Annotated in this window: 14 protein-coding genes; 1 reads left to right on the top strand and 13 read right to left on the bottom strand. The window is 63.2% G+C overall.

Annotated elements, in window-relative coordinates; genetic code table 11:
- Window positions 1-108: 108 nt before the first annotated feature.
- The gene (locus KM135_RS12365; RefSeq protein ID WP_221714335.1) at window positions 109-1,068 is read left to right on the top strand and encodes a helix-turn-helix domain-containing protein; all 960 of its coding nucleotides are present in this window, start codon (window positions 109-111) and stop codon (window positions 1,066-1,068) included.
- A gap of 423 nt (window positions 1,069-1,491) precedes the next feature.
- On the opposite strand, the gene KM135_RS12360 is transcribed toward KM135_RS12365, so the two are convergent.
- From KM135_RS12360 to KM135_RS12300, 13 genes are all read right to left on the bottom strand, one after another.
- Window positions 1,492-2,274 (bottom strand): SDR family NAD(P)-dependent oxidoreductase, encoded by a 783-nt coding sequence (locus KM135_RS12360; protein WP_221714334.1) that lies wholly within the window; start codon window positions 2,272-2,274, stop codon window positions 1,492-1,494.
- Between the two features lie 4 nt (window positions 2,275-2,278).
- The gene (locus KM135_RS12355) at window positions 2,279-2,485 is read right to left on the bottom strand and encodes a hypothetical protein (RefSeq protein ID WP_221714333.1); all 207 of its coding nucleotides are present in this window, start codon (window positions 2,483-2,485) and stop codon (window positions 2,279-2,281) included.
- 121 nt (window positions 2,486-2,606) lie between these two features.
- Window positions 2,607-4,169, bottom strand: a complete 1,563-nt coding sequence (locus KM135_RS12350) for a phytoene desaturase family protein (protein WP_221714332.1) — start codon at window positions 4,167-4,169, stop codon at window positions 2,607-2,609.
- Window positions 4,170-4,217: 48 nt separating this feature from the next.
- A complete protein-coding gene (locus tag KM135_RS12345; RefSeq protein ID WP_221714331.1) occupies window positions 4,218-5,363 on the bottom strand; it encodes a serine hydrolase domain-containing protein in 1,146 nt (381 codons plus the stop codon).
- A 12-nt stretch (window positions 5,364-5,375) separates the two neighbouring features.
- The gene (locus KM135_RS12340; RefSeq protein ID WP_221714330.1) at window positions 5,376-6,131 is read right to left on the bottom strand and encodes an SDR family NAD(P)-dependent oxidoreductase; all 756 of its coding nucleotides are present in this window, start codon (window positions 6,129-6,131) and stop codon (window positions 5,376-5,378) included.
- The gene (locus tag KM135_RS12335) at window positions 6,128-6,538 is read right to left on the bottom strand and encodes a nuclear transport factor 2 family protein (protein WP_221714329.1); all 411 of its coding nucleotides are present in this window, start codon (window positions 6,536-6,538) and stop codon (window positions 6,128-6,130) included. Before KM135_RS12335 ends, KM135_RS12340 begins: the two co-directional genes overlap by 4 nt.
- Entirely contained in the window at window positions 6,535-7,020 is a 486-nt protein-coding gene (locus KM135_RS12330) for a nuclear transport factor 2 family protein (RefSeq protein ID WP_221714328.1), read from the bottom strand. Before KM135_RS12330 ends, KM135_RS12335 begins: the two co-directional genes overlap by 4 nt.
- A 23-nt stretch (window positions 7,021-7,043) precedes the next feature.
- On the bottom strand, window positions 7,044-7,430 hold the full coding sequence (locus KM135_RS12325; protein WP_221714327.1) for a carboxymuconolactone decarboxylase family protein: 387 nt from the start codon (window positions 7,428-7,430) through the stop codon (window positions 7,044-7,046).
- A 12-nt stretch (window positions 7,431-7,442) separates the two neighbouring features.
- Window positions 7,443-8,663: a serine hydrolase domain-containing protein gene (locus KM135_RS12320; RefSeq protein ID WP_221714326.1), complete on the bottom strand. Its 1,221-nt coding sequence runs from the start codon at window positions 8,661-8,663 to the stop codon at window positions 7,443-7,445.
- 91 nt (window positions 8,664-8,754) lie between these two features.
- On the bottom strand, window positions 8,755-9,648 hold the full coding sequence (locus KM135_RS12315; protein ID WP_221714325.1) for an NAD(P)-dependent oxidoreductase: 894 nt from the start codon (window positions 9,646-9,648) through the stop codon (window positions 8,755-8,757).
- Entirely contained in the window at window positions 9,645-10,457 is an 813-nt protein-coding gene (locus KM135_RS12310; RefSeq protein ID WP_221714324.1) for an N-acyl homoserine lactonase family protein, read from the bottom strand. The genes KM135_RS12315 and KM135_RS12310 overlap by 4 nt, the downstream gene beginning before the upstream one ends.
- Before the next feature lies 1 nt (window position 10,458).
- Window positions 10,459-11,643, bottom strand: coding sequence for a cytochrome P450 (locus KM135_RS12305; RefSeq protein ID WP_221714323.1), 1,185 nt, complete (start codon window positions 11,641-11,643; stop codon window positions 10,459-10,461).
- A 132-nt stretch (window positions 11,644-11,775) separates the two neighbouring features.
- Entirely contained in the window at window positions 11,776-12,672 is an 897-nt protein-coding gene (locus tag KM135_RS12300; RefSeq protein ID WP_221714322.1) for an MBL fold metallo-hydrolase, read from the bottom strand.
- Window positions 12,673-12,683 lie beyond the last annotated feature (11 nt).

The following is a 12,683-nucleotide window of genomic DNA, read 5'->3' as shown; positions in this document are numbered from 1 at the left end:
TGCCGCTATCGCCTTGCCGGTCCGCGCTTTTGCGCATAACGTCCCGGCTTCCGGACAATGCAAGCGGCTCCAACGAGGGCGGCGCGACCTGAGAGGAGTGGCATCGCGATGATGCTTCAGGCGATCGACACGAACAGCGTCGCGGCACGCGACCGACTGCCTTTCTGGACCGAGCTCGCGGACAAGTTCATTGCGCCGCTGACCATCGAGGTGCCGGACGACGGAGCTTTCGAGGCCCGCATGTATCGCGCCGCGCTGCGCGAATGCGACATCATCTCGCCCTGCTCGTCCCCGGCCCGCATCTACAATTCGCCGGGCATCGACGTCGGCGCCTTCAATCTCCAGCTCCAGCATGTCGGCAGCAGCGTCAATCACACCGGCGGGCGCACCAGCGTGCTCAACGAAGGCGATTTCCTGCTGTTCGATCCCTCGCAGCCGCTGGAACTGACCTTCGCCGAACCCACGCAGACCATCGTCCTGCGGCTGCCCGTGCCCTATGTCGAGGCGCGCATGCCGCGCTTGCGCCAGATGGTCGGCATCCCCGTCCGCGGCGACAGTGGCGCAGGCGCGCTCTTCTCGCGCTTCCTCCGCTCGGCCTGGAGTCAGCTCGAGACCGGCGAGAATGACTGGGGCGACACGATGAGCGACGTCATCTGGCCGCTGCTCGATCTTGCCTACAGCTCCGTGCGCCCGACCGCGCTCGACATGAACCGGCGCGACCTGCGGCGGCGCGCCGTGCTCGATCTCATCGAGGCGCATCTTTGCGAAACCGAGCTGGACACGCATCGCATTGCCGATCGGGTCGGGGTCAGCGCGCGCTATGTGCAGTTGCTCTTTGCCGAAATGGCGACGACGCCTTCGGCCTATATCCAGCGCCGTCGGTTGGAGCGGGCCGCCTCGCGTCTCGACAAGGAAGGCAGCGACGTCACCATCACCGAAATCGCCTTCGATGTCGGCTTCAATGACCTGTCGAGCTTCTGCCGGTCATTCCGTCGTCGCTTCGGCATGAGCCCGAGCGACTATCGCGCGGCGCGGGGCAAGCCAGTGCTGGGGGAATTGGCGATCTAAAGGCTGAGCTATCCCAACTTCATCTGTTCGCCCTGAGCTTGTCGGGCCGAACGGGGATGAGGTGTAGTCCCGCGGCGGACGACTCGCCCCGTTTTCCCTCTGATAACGCCAGCAACGCTTGAGCAGCAGCCAATAGTCACGACGTGACGCGCTATGTGCACTTATCGGGGCACGCAGCACATATGGAAAATGCCCGATTTCTGCCGTTTCCGGGGCTTAACTTCTCTAAGGTCGTGCATATCGCGCATGGTGAGTGCGCAAAAGTCCGTTCGGATCAGGCCTAACAATCTGATTTTACTTTGTTTTCGACGATATGAAAGATCGGCGCAGAAATGCGCCGCATCAGTTCTCATGCCATGAAGACAAGCATGTAGGACAGTCCGGGACGAACGGTTGCCGTCCGCCCCGACCGAATGCTCTGCTTTATTCGTGCTTGATCGTGCAGAGCGCGCCGCCATCGACGGGCCAGGCCGCGCCGGTGACGAAGCTCGCTTCGTCCGAGAGCAGGAACGAGACGACATGGCCGACTTCGGAAGGCTGCGCGACACGGTTCATCACCGAGACCCAGCCCAGCTTGTCGAGGCCCTTCTGCAGATCGCCATCGAACATCTGGACCATCACCTCGTCCAGCAGCGGCGTGCGGATGACGCCAGGCTCGACGCAGTTCACGCGGATGCCCTGCTTGCCATGGTCAGCAGCCGCCGTGCGGGTCAGGCCGACCACGCCATGCTTGGCCGCGTTATAAGGGCCACCACCGGCGAGGCCGCGCTCCGAGCCGATCGATGCGGTATTCACCACCGCACCGCTGCCCTGCGCCACCATCTGCTTGAGCACGAAATGCAGGCCGAGGAAAACGCCGCGCAGATTGACCGACATGATGCGATCGAACTCTTCGATCGGATAATCGGAGGTGGGCGCGATCAGACCCTCGACGCCGGCATTGTTGAAGAAGCCGTCGACCCGGCCGAACCTGGCGACCGTCGCATCGACATAGCCCTTCACATCGGCTTCCTTGGCGCAGTCGGCCTTGAAGAATTCCACCTCGCCGCCCTTGGCCTTAAGTTCGGCCGCGCGCTCTTCGATCTTGGCCGAGATATCGACCAGCATCAGCTTCGCGCCCTGCGCGGCGAGGATCTCGGCCGTGGCAAAGCCGATCGAGCCGGCGGCACCAGTGACGATGATCACCTTATCCTTATGATTGGGCATGGGCTTATCCTTTGCGAAAAGGGAGAGTGATAAGGAAAAATATAAGGCTGGGGGTCAGCAGCTTGAGCGCGGCGCGTGCCTCGGATGGCTTCAGACGCGCGCTCATCGGCATGGTGCCGAACACCTTGCCCTTGATGACGAGGTCGTTGCCGTCGCGTTCGATTTTCGCAACCTGCATAAGCTCGGACTTATCGGAGGAGTAGATTTTCATGCGGCGCGCTCCCCAACCGTCATCCCAGCGAACGCTGGGGTCTCGCTCATCCGTGCGCGCTGCTGCCGCATGAGATCCCAGCTTTCGCTGGGATGACGAGGAATGGTGGCGGTGCAGGTGTTCACTTGATCCGCACCTTGTCGAAATCGACGTTGAGATCGTCGAACAGCACCTGCGCCGTCGCGCGGCCTGCACCGAACACGCCGCCGCCGGGATGCTGGAACGGGCCGACCAGATAGAGCCGGTCGACGCCGGGCACCCGATACTGGCCGAGTTCCGGTGTCGGGCGATGCGCGCCGGACTGATAGGTCGTGGTCGCGATGCCATGCAGGTCGCCGCGCATGAAGCTGGGCGAGGTCCGCTCCATATCGACCGGAGAATCAACATGAGCTTCGATCAATATATCTCTGATATTCGGTACGAAATCGGCGATACGATCGATCATGGTCTCGGCATAGGCGCTCTTGCTGTCGTCCCAGCTCGCGCCGTCCGGCCGATGATAGGGCACATAGTCCCAAGCATGGAGGATCGCCTTGCCTTCCGGAACGCGGGACGGATCGAACTGCGAGAGCGAGCCCAGACCGATGAGCGGCTGACGGACGAAGCCGCCATAGCGCAGATCGTCGAAGGCGCGGCGCAGCGTCTCGTAGCTGTCCGGCATCAGCTCGACCATGACGGCATCGACGCCCTCGGCCTTGAACTGGAGCGGCGCATCGAGCGCCGCGTGGATCGTGATGCAGGCAGCATCGGTGATCTGGGTGCGCAGCGCGTTCTTCGCGGCCTGAGGCGCCATGTCCGGCACCATCTCAGGCAGGAGATGCGGATGGATGGCACCGATAATGCCATCCTTGGCACTATGTCGCGTGCCATCGTCGAGGATAACGCCGGTCGCGCGGCCACCGGAGGCCGTTACCTCGCGGACGGGCGCGCTCGCGATCACGGCGCCGCCATGATCCTCGATGCAGCGGATCAGGGCCGCGGTGAGGCTGCCGGAGCCGCCCTGCGCCACGCCGAAGCCGAAGCGCTCCAGGAAGCCCAGGAATACATACATACCGATGCCCGTCGCCTTCTCGTCCGGCGAGACGAGATTTTCGCCGGCGACGCGCGCGAAGTGCATGCGCACCTCGTCTGTCTCGAACAGCTCGCAGAGATGATCGTGGCTCGACATCTGGATGACGCGCCAGAGCTCGCGGCCCTCATAGCTCGAATCCATCATCGCATTGCCCGCACCGACCGGCATGGGCGGCGAATAGAGCGTCGACTGGATCATCGGCAGCCAGGCGGCGGCCTGCGCCGAGACCTTGCGGAACGCCTCGGCATCCTTCTGCGAGAATTGAGCGATGCTGGCGGCGGACTTCTCGCTGTCGCGATAGAGCTTGAGCGTGCGGCCATCCTCGAACACCGACATCATCGGCACGTCCGGGAAGAGATAAGTCAGACCATATCGCGACTTGAGGCCCAACTCGTCATTCACGAGCATCGGATTGCCCTGAATGAAGATGTGGCTCATCGAATGTTGGTCGTGCTTGAAGCCCGGCTGCGTGAGCTCGCGCGTCACGACGCCTCCGCCGAACCAGGCGTTGCGCTCAAGAACGAGCACTTTCTTGCCGGCGACCGCGGCATAGGCGGCCGCGACGAGGCCATTATGGCCCGAGCCGATGGCGATGATATCGTAGTCAGCCATTTCCTTATCCCCTCCGTTCCAAGCGAACGGTAAAACATGTTCAGTGTGTCAGGTGCAGGCCGAGATCGCGATGTCGGCCAGCTTCTGGAAGCGCGCGATATTTGCGGCCTGCGTCATCACGCCCGCTGTGAGGCAGGTGAAGCTGACGTCCTGCTGGGGATCGACCCAGAAGATCGCGCTGCCCGCGCCATAATTGCCGAAGGTCTCCGGGCTGGTCATCGTGCCCAGCTGATGCGGGCCAAGCTGCGTGCCGCGCAGATTGAAGCCGAGGCCCATATAGGCCGGCATCTCGTCCCAGCCCATGCGCAGATGGACGGTGCGATAGAGCTCGTTGGGGAACTCCTTCGTCTGCACCTGACGGGCCATCTGGATGATGCGGGGCGACAATATGCGCGCGCCATCCAGCTCACCGCCGCGGCGGAGCATCTCGGCAAAGCGCGCGAGATCCGGTACGGTCGAGGCACAGCCGACATGGGGCGCCTCGACATCGGGATCCTCGAACAGTGCATGATCGCCGGGAAGAGTGCGCGATAAGTGCTTGATAGGAACGGTTCCTCGCATGTCCGGACGGACATGGCGCGCGTTCAGATCGGCGCGGAGCCCCATGCTCGTGTCGTTCATGCCGAGCGGCTCGAACAGGTCCTCGCGCAGGATATCGCGGAAGCGGCGACCCTTGGGATCGGTCCGGCGGAGCGCCTCGCCCATCAGCACATGATGCGCCAGGGGGGAATAGTCGCAGCGTGTGCCCGGCTCCACATTGCCATGCACATTGTCGATCACGGCCTGATACAGCTCATCCAGGCGATCGAGATACATGTCCGGCTTGGGCATCCAGACGCCCGGCATGCCGGAGGTGTGCGAGAGCAGATGGAAGAAGGTCGCCTTGTCACGCGGCGCGCCGGTGAACTCGGGCAGCACGTCCTTGACCTTGGTGGTCAGCGCGAAGCGGCCCTGCTCGATCGCGCGAAGGATAAGGATATTGGTGAAGGCCTTGGTGGTCGAGAAGATCGAGAAGACGCTGTCCTTGGCGAGAGGCTTTGTCTTATCGCCATCGGCATAGCCGATCGCCTCGTCGAACCCGACCACGCCGCCGCGCATGACGCGCAGCACCGCGCCGAAATAGGCGCCCTTTTCGACATCGGCCTCGATCTCGGCCTTGAGATGATCGAGCCTCTCCTGCCAGAAACCGCTCATGCGCGCTCTCTCCTAGCCTGCCGCGATGATGCCGCCGTCAATGGCGAGCATCGCTCCGTTAATGAAATCCGCCTCGTCGCTGAGCAGGAAGGCAATCGCCTTCGCCACGTCGTCCGGGCGGCCATTGCGCCGCAATGGGATGTTCTTCGCACGCTTCTCATAATCCTCGGCACTGACGAAGCCGGCCGTGGCTGGCGTCGGCACGGAGCCGGGCGCGATCGCATTGACGCGGATACCGTGCGGGCCGAGCTCGCCGGCCAGCACATTGGTGAGCGCCGCCACGGCACCCTTGATCGCTGTGTACGCGCCTGTGTTCGGCCGGCCCCGATAAGCCACGGGTGATGAGTAATTGATAATGTGACCCTTATCGGCATTGGGGTCGCGATGCGCCAGATAGGCCTGCACGCCCCAGAAGACCGATTTGAGCCCGCCGGACAGCATGCGGTCCAGCGTCTCCTCGGTGATGTTCTCGATCGGCTCGTAGACCAGATAGGACGCATTGTTGATCAGTGCGTCGATCGGCCCATAGGCCCGTGCGAACGCCGCCACGGTATCGTGAAAGATCTGGCGCGATCCAAGATCGCCGCCATAGGCCACGGCCTGTCCGCCCGCATTGATGATCCTTGCGGCGACGGCAGCGGCAGTTTCCTCATTGATATCGCAGACCGCGACGACCGCGCCGAGACCGGCGAGATGCTCCGCGATCGCTTCGCCAAGCCCCCGCCCTGCCCCGGAAATGAGGATCTTCCTGCCGGAAAGGTCGCTCATAGGCCGAACAATGTCGCGACATAGTGGCTGTCCATATACTCATGGAGATAGCCGATCTTGCCGTTGTTCATCCTGAACACCCAGCTATAGCGATTGTGGTAGGTCCGCCCGTCCTGGAGCTTGCCGTCCGAATAGCTCTCGACCGCGACGAAATCGCCGTCCGAGAAGATATTCTGCGGATGCACCTTGGGGTCACCGGGCGCGAACATGCCGCGCACGGGGCCGAGGAAATCGTCGATGATCGCGTTTCCCTTATAGCTGCCGGCGCCTGGGATATCCTTGACCATCGGCTCCCACACGGAATTCTCGTCCAGGAAAGGGCGAAGCTTTTCCAGATCACCCGTGGAGAGCGACGCGAAGAAATCCAGCGCGAGCTGCTCGTTTGCGTTCTTGGCGGTCACGCTCATTGCGGCGGCACTCCTGTCTCTTCGATGCTGGGCACGGGTATGTTGGGCACATGGCCGCCCTGATAGAGCGCCACATTGCCGCTGCGGCTCCTGAACTTCCAGCCATCCGCGGTTTTCACGAAGGTATCGTCGAAGGTGCCGATGAACGTCCCCTCGCCCTCGCGCGGCCATTTTTCGTCGGGATTTGGCGCGGACATCATGGTCACATAGCTCGTGCCCTTGGCTTCGGTGGCCGAGAGCGGGGTGATCAGGATGTTGGTCATGATGTGCCGCGTCAGGCGCCGCGCGCGATCCCGAAAGATAGCCTGAACCTTATCACGCCCGTAGTAAGGGTGCGTCGGATCGAGCGGCCGCGCGAAGACGCAATCCTCGACGAACAGGTCAGCGAGCGACTGGTGATCCCAATCGTCGTTGAACTTGGCGAATTCGAGGATCAGCCGGGCGCAGGCCCGCTCGATCTCGGCACTATCTGCTGGGGTCATGGCCCGGTCCTCTCCTCGTTTGCTTATTTCTTGCCGGCGTCCAGATCGGCGAACGCCTCATTGGCGGTGCGGAAGCTATCGACCGCAGCCGGGATGCCGCCATAGACGCCGACCTGCAACAGCACTTCGGCAATCTCGTCCTTGGTCATGCCATTGGTAAGCGCGCCCTTGATATGCGCCTTGAGCTCATGCTGGCGATTGAGGATGCCGATCATGGCGAGGTTGATCATCGAGCGGTCGCGCTTGGACAGGCCCTCGCGGCCCCAGACTTCGCCCCAGCAATATTGCGTAACCAGTTCCTGCAGCGGCCGATTGAAGCCGTTCATCTGGGCCAGCGCGGAATCGACATAGCTGTCGCCCAGCACCGAGCGGCGGATCTCCATGCCCTTGTCAAACAGTTCCTGGTTCATCTTCCAAATCCTTTAAATGTTTGAATAAACTGATTCGATGAGCCGACGCGCGCGCGGACCGTTGTCGCCGACCGCGTGCATCTGGTTGCAGCAGTAGGAAAAGCCCAGCTTCGCGTCGGGGTCGCCAAAGCCAATCGAGCCGCCAAGGCCATGATGGCCGAAGCTGCGCGGGTTCGGGCCCATATAGACGGCCGCCGGCGTGTTTAGCAGCACGCCGAGGCCCTGATGATACGGTCTGTCCTGGAGCAATTCGATCTGGTTATGCTGCTCGACCAGCATCGCCTCGAGCCGGTCCTTCGAGAGCAGCGAAACGCCGTCCACCGAGCCAACCGCCGCACCATAGATGCGCGCCACGCCGCGGGCATTGCCATGGCCGGAGCCGCTGGCGATCTCGCAGGTCCGCCAGATCGGTGAGTTCATCGTCGTGTGCCAGGGTTCCTGCGGGTTCTGCAGGAAGGCAAAGCTGCGCAAGGTTGCGCCGTCCTGCCAGCCTTCGGGCGTCGTCGGCTTTTCCGGGAGCGCCTGATCCTTGGCGGCGAAGAGACGCGCGCCCGTATTGGGCAGCACTTCCGCGACATGGGACTGCTCCTCCTCGTCCATGCCGCCGATCATATATTCGGCGCCCAGCGGCCCGGAGACATATTTGCGCAGGAAGGGACCGACCGTCTCTCCGGTCACGCGGCGCATGATCTCGCCGAGCAGGAAGCCCTGATTGTGAACATGATAGGCCGCGCGGGTGCCCGGCTCCCAGAGCGGCTCCTGCACTTCCAGCGCCTTGATATAGGCGGGATAGTCGAAGAAGCCGCCGGGCGTCATGACGTCCGTCGTCAGCACGGGGATGGCGGCGCGATGATCGAGCAGCCAGCGGACCAGTATGTCCTGCTTGCCGGCCTGCGCGAATTCCGGCCAGTAATGCGCGACCGGCTTGTCGATATCGACGAGGCCACGATCCACCAGCATGTTAAACGCAATGCCGGTCACGCCCTTGGCGACGCTCATCATGCAGACCGTGCTGTGCTTGTCCCAAGGCTGCGACTGGTCGGCACGCGCCCATCCGCCCCAGAGATCGACCACCGTGCGGCCATCGACGACCACGGAGCAGCCGGCGCCCAACTCTTCCTCGACGCGGAAATTCTCCCGGAACGCCTCCAGCACGCGCTCGAAGCCCTCGGCGACCGTGCCGGAAATGGCGTAGCTGCTGCCGCGCGCTTCGATTGTCTCGCTGACGTCCACGCTCTCTCTCCCTGTGATCTTCACCCTAGGCCGACCGGTGCGACCCCGGCTTGGCGCCGGACGAAGCCGCCTTGTCGGGTTGCGAACCGCATCATGCCGGACGCTCCAGCGTCAGCCCGGCATCATCCTCGACGACCAGCGCCATGGCCGTGAAGTCCGCATCTTGCCCGACTTCATCGAGCACGCGCTTCAGCAGATCGCGCACATGCGTGCCAATCGGCAGATCGACGCCAAGCGCCTGCGCCTCATCGACACACAGGCGCATATCCTTGTGGCTGAGCGCGGCGGCGAAACCGAAATCGAAGGTGCGCGGAAGCACGGATTTGGGCCATTTGTCGCGCGTGGCCGAGTTGATGCCGGTCGACTGGTTCAGCACCTCGATCATCTTGGCCGGATCCAGACCCGCCTTGATGCCCAGCGTCATGCCCTCGGCCGTCACCGCGATCGCCGTGGCGCCGAGCAGATTGTTGACCAGCTTCATCGTCTGGCCCGCGCCGGGCGTCTCGCCCATGTAGAAGACCTTGCCGAAATGCTGGAGGATCGCCTCCACTTGCGGCCAGGTCTCTTCCGGCCCGCTGGACATCAGCGACAGCTTGCCGTCCCGTGCGCCCGCGACACCGCCGGAGACCGGCGCATCGTAGCTCGCAATGCCATGCGCCGAGAGCCCCTCGGACAGGCGCTGCGCCATCGCCGGGCCGGAGGTCGAGAGATCGACCACCATCTTGACGGCACTGCCATCCGCCACGCCGCTGGCGCCCAGCAGCACTTCATGCACGATATCGGGCATGGGCAGGCTCACCAGCACGATCTCGGCGCGATTGGCGACATCGAGCGCACTCGCGCCCGCTTCCGCCCCTAGCGCCACCATGGCACCGATCGCGCCGTCCGAGACGTCATGCACGACCACGGGCAGCCCCGCCGCGCACAGCCGCGCGCACATGCCGGCGCCCATTCGACCGAGGCCGATGAAACCAATCTTGCTCAAACCAGATCTCCAATGGGTTGCAGAGGGGCAAGGTCGACCCGCGAAACGTCCGGCGCCAATCCGGCCGGAAAGGCCGTCAGCACCAGCGGGTCATGCCCGGGAATGATATGATCGATGCCCGGCACCAGCTCGAACAGCCTTTTGTGGGCGTCGAGATAGGCAGGCACATCGACGACGATGGGAAACGGCATCTCGCGCACCAGATTGGCGTAGAGATGCGCCACGTCGGAAGCGAGGAGTACAGGGCCGCGTGCCGTGCTGACCTCGACGCCCTGAAGCCCCGCGGTATGGCCGGGCAGGAAGCGCAAAGTGATGCCGGGCGCGAACTCCTCGTCGCCATCATGGAAGACCACGCGATCGCCGAACAGCAGATGCACCATCTGGGCGACCGGCCCGGCATCGAACGGCGCGCGCACGGTCTTGTGCGTCATGCTCCGCCCGGTCGCGAAGGCCATCTCGTCGTCCTGCACATGGAAACGCGCCTTGGGGAACAGATCGAGGCTGCCGGCGTGATCATAATGGAGATGCGTGATGATGACATCCTCGATGGACGCGGGATCGACGCCGATGGCGCGTATCCCCTCCTCCACCGGCCGGATCATCGTGCGCTTGCGCCGCACCGCCGCTTCCGCGCCGAAGCCGGTATCCACCAGCACCGGCGCCATGCCGTCCCGCTCGATCAGCCAGACGAAATAGTCGAGCGGCATCGGCGAGGCATGGTCATCCCCGCCAATGAAGTTCTCGGCCGCCACGCGCTCATGCCGGGCATAGCGAATGGCGTGGATGCGATGATGGGGCGCTTCGCTCATCCTATCCCTTGAAGTGCAGCTTCACCGGCACCTTGGCCGGGCCATGGCCGACCGTCGTCATCCACGGCTCGACCGCGCCGACCAGCTCGATCGAGTCGATCTCGCGGACCAAAGCGCCGAACAACGCATCGGCTTCCATATAGGCCAGAGTGCGGCCGACGCAGGCGTGGACGCCATATCCAAAACCGAGGCTATGCTTCAGATCTCGCCCGACTTTATAGGTCAGCGGATCATCCCAGAAGCGCGGATCGCGATTGGCGGCGGCGAACATGAGGCCGACGCGCGTGCCGGCTGGCACGACCATATCGTCGATCGGCACATCGACCGTGGTAATGCGGCCCGCCATGCGCGAGGGGCTGTCCCAGCGCAGGCTTTCGTCGAAGGCATTGCGCACCAGCTTCGGGTCCGCCTTCACCTTCTCGAATTCCTCGGGATATTCGGCCCAGGCGCGCAGGGCATTGGCCATGGTGATGTAGGTGGTGTCCGTCCCGGCCGAGAGGATCGTCAGCAGGAGCAGCTTGGCCTCGGCCGCCGTGATCTTGCCTTCGTCGGCCGCCTTGAAGAGCAGCATGCCGAACCCGTCCGGCTCCAGTCCGTCGCGCTCGCCGACTTCGTCCAGCCATTGCAGCACCGGCCCGAAATCCTCAGCCATGGCCTCGCGGAACAGCTCGTTCTCCGGTCCCATCGTGGCCCAGACCATGTTCGAGAAGCCGGTCATATGGTCGCGATTGCCATGCGGCAGGCCGAGGGAGTCCGGAAACACGTCATAGACGAACTTGCGGGTCACCTCGGTCACGGCATCGATCGGTTTTTCGCTATCGCTTTTCAGCTCTGCCACGAGCTTCTCTGCACCGGCTGTAAAGATGCCGCGCATGGCGTCTAACGTTCTCGGCGATAAGGCATCTCCGATCACTCGGCGAACGCGCGTGTGCGCCGGCGGATCATCGGTCAGCAGGATTTCCGGACGCAGCGAGGTCGGATCGTGCCAGGGGCGCGAGGTCGAACTGAAGCTTTTCCAGTCCATCAGACCGGCGGCGACATGCTCATGCCGCCCGATCATCACAGTGCCGTCGGCAAGTCGCACGGCGGGCGAGAATTCGCGCAAGGCGTCATCGATCGCGTTGGCGTTGCGCACGGCGTCGTGCGTGAAAATGTCGAGCGGATATTCGGGGATTTCGCGAGACATTTCAGCGCAGCCCTTCATGAGATGAACCGTGTTCCTGCGAAGGCAGGAACCCAGCGCGCATGAGCGCCATGTCAGCCTGCCGCGCCCTGGACTCCTGCCTTTGCAGGAGCACGGCGGTGTTTGGAGCGGGCGTCACTCCTCCAACCCCACACCGAAGAAGCGCTGGCCGTCGCCTTCGCTCTTGATCCAACCCGCCGTCGGATCGGCGAAGTGCGCGCCGATCACCAGCACACCGCTGTCGCGATACTTGTTCACGAAGCCGACCCGCGTCGCCTCGCCCGCCACCGGGTCCATGTCGAACCGCGCAGGGCGATAAGGTAAAGCTGTCTGGATCGGGTGATGCATGAGATCGCCGGTGATCACGCCGCGCTCGCCGTTGGACTCAATGCAGAGATGGATATGGCCCGGCGTATGGCCGTGGCTCGGCTCCACCCACAGCTCGGTGCTGAGCCGATGATCGGTGTCGATCAGGTCGGCCATACCGAGCTTCATGATCGGATCGATGCAATCGATGAAATGACGCACGTCATGCAGGCCGTGATCGTCATGGCTGCGCATTTCCTCCCATGCGGCGAACTCGGTCTTGCCGAACAGGTAGCGCGCATTGGGGAAGGTCGGCGCCCATTCCGTGCCGTTCCAGTATGTGTTCCATCCGACATGGTCGAAATGGAGGTGCGTGCAGAGCACGATATCGATGTCCTCGCGCTTCAGGCCGAGTGTGCCGAGATCCTCGAGATAGCTGGTGTTGAGGTCGCGGAACACGTCGAAGAACCGGTCGCGGCCATTGCCAATGCACGTGTCCAGCATCACGTTCATCGTCGGCGTCTGCACGATGAAGCCCTGGAAGTTCATCTTCTGCTGACCGTCCGGCGTCGCATAATGCGGGTGCAGCCATTCCATCGCGATGACTTCCTCGGGCTCGGCGTCCGAGATGGTCATGTTGATATGATCTGTGAAGTTCCAGAGCTCGACGATCCGCGTGACGGTCACGTCACCGATCTTCCAACTTCTCATATGTTCGACTGCCATCACACTCTCCT

It is taken from the genome of Sphingobium xanthum (assembly GCF_019737615.1).
GTDB classification, from domain to species: Bacteria; Pseudomonadota; Alphaproteobacteria; order Sphingomonadales; family Sphingomonadaceae; genus Sphingobium; species Sphingobium xanthum.
Note: the sequence above shows the minus strand (reverse complement) of the source record. Positions and strands in the feature narration are given on the sequence as shown.

Coding starts and splice junctions, on each gene's coding strand:
- KM135_RS12365 (WP_221714335.1), top strand. CDS start 109: ATGATGCTTCAGGCGATCGACACGAACAGCGTCGCGGCACGCGACCGA.
- KM135_RS12360 (WP_221714334.1), bottom strand. CDS start 2,274: ATGCCCAATCATAAGGATAAGGTGATCATCGTCACTGGTGCCGCCGGC.
- KM135_RS12355 (WP_221714333.1), bottom strand. CDS start 2,485: ATGAAAATCTACTCCTCCGATAAGTCCGAGCTTATGCAGGTTGCGAAA.
- KM135_RS12350 (WP_221714332.1), bottom strand. CDS start 4,169: ATGGCTGACTACGATATCATCGCCATCGGCTCGGGCCATAATGGCCTC.
- KM135_RS12345 (WP_221714331.1), bottom strand. CDS start 5,363: ATGAGCGGTTTCTGGCAGGAGAGGCTCGATCATCTCAAGGCCGAGATC.
- KM135_RS12340 (WP_221714330.1), bottom strand. CDS start 6,131: ATGAGCGACCTTTCCGGCAGGAAGATCCTCATTTCCGGGGCAGGGCGG.
- KM135_RS12335 (WP_221714329.1), bottom strand. CDS start 6,538: ATGAGCGTGACCGCCAAGAACGCAAACGAGCAGCTCGCGCTGGATTTC.
- KM135_RS12330 (WP_221714328.1), bottom strand. CDS start 7,020: ATGACCCCAGCAGATAGTGCCGAGATCGAGCGGGCCTGCGCCCGGCTG.
- KM135_RS12325 (WP_221714327.1), bottom strand. CDS start 7,430: ATGAACCAGGAACTGTTTGACAAGGGCATGGAGATCCGCCGCTCGGTG.
- KM135_RS12310 (WP_221714324.1), bottom strand. CDS start 10,457: ATGAGCGAAGCGCCCCATCATCGCATCCACGCCATTCGCTATGCCCGG.
- KM135_RS12305 (WP_221714323.1), bottom strand. CDS start 11,643: ATGTCTCGCGAAATCCCCGAATATCCGCTCGACATTTTCACGCACGAC.
- KM135_RS12300 (WP_221714322.1), bottom strand. CDS start 12,672: ATGGCAGTCGAACATATGAGAAGTTGGAAGATCGGTGACGTGACCGTC.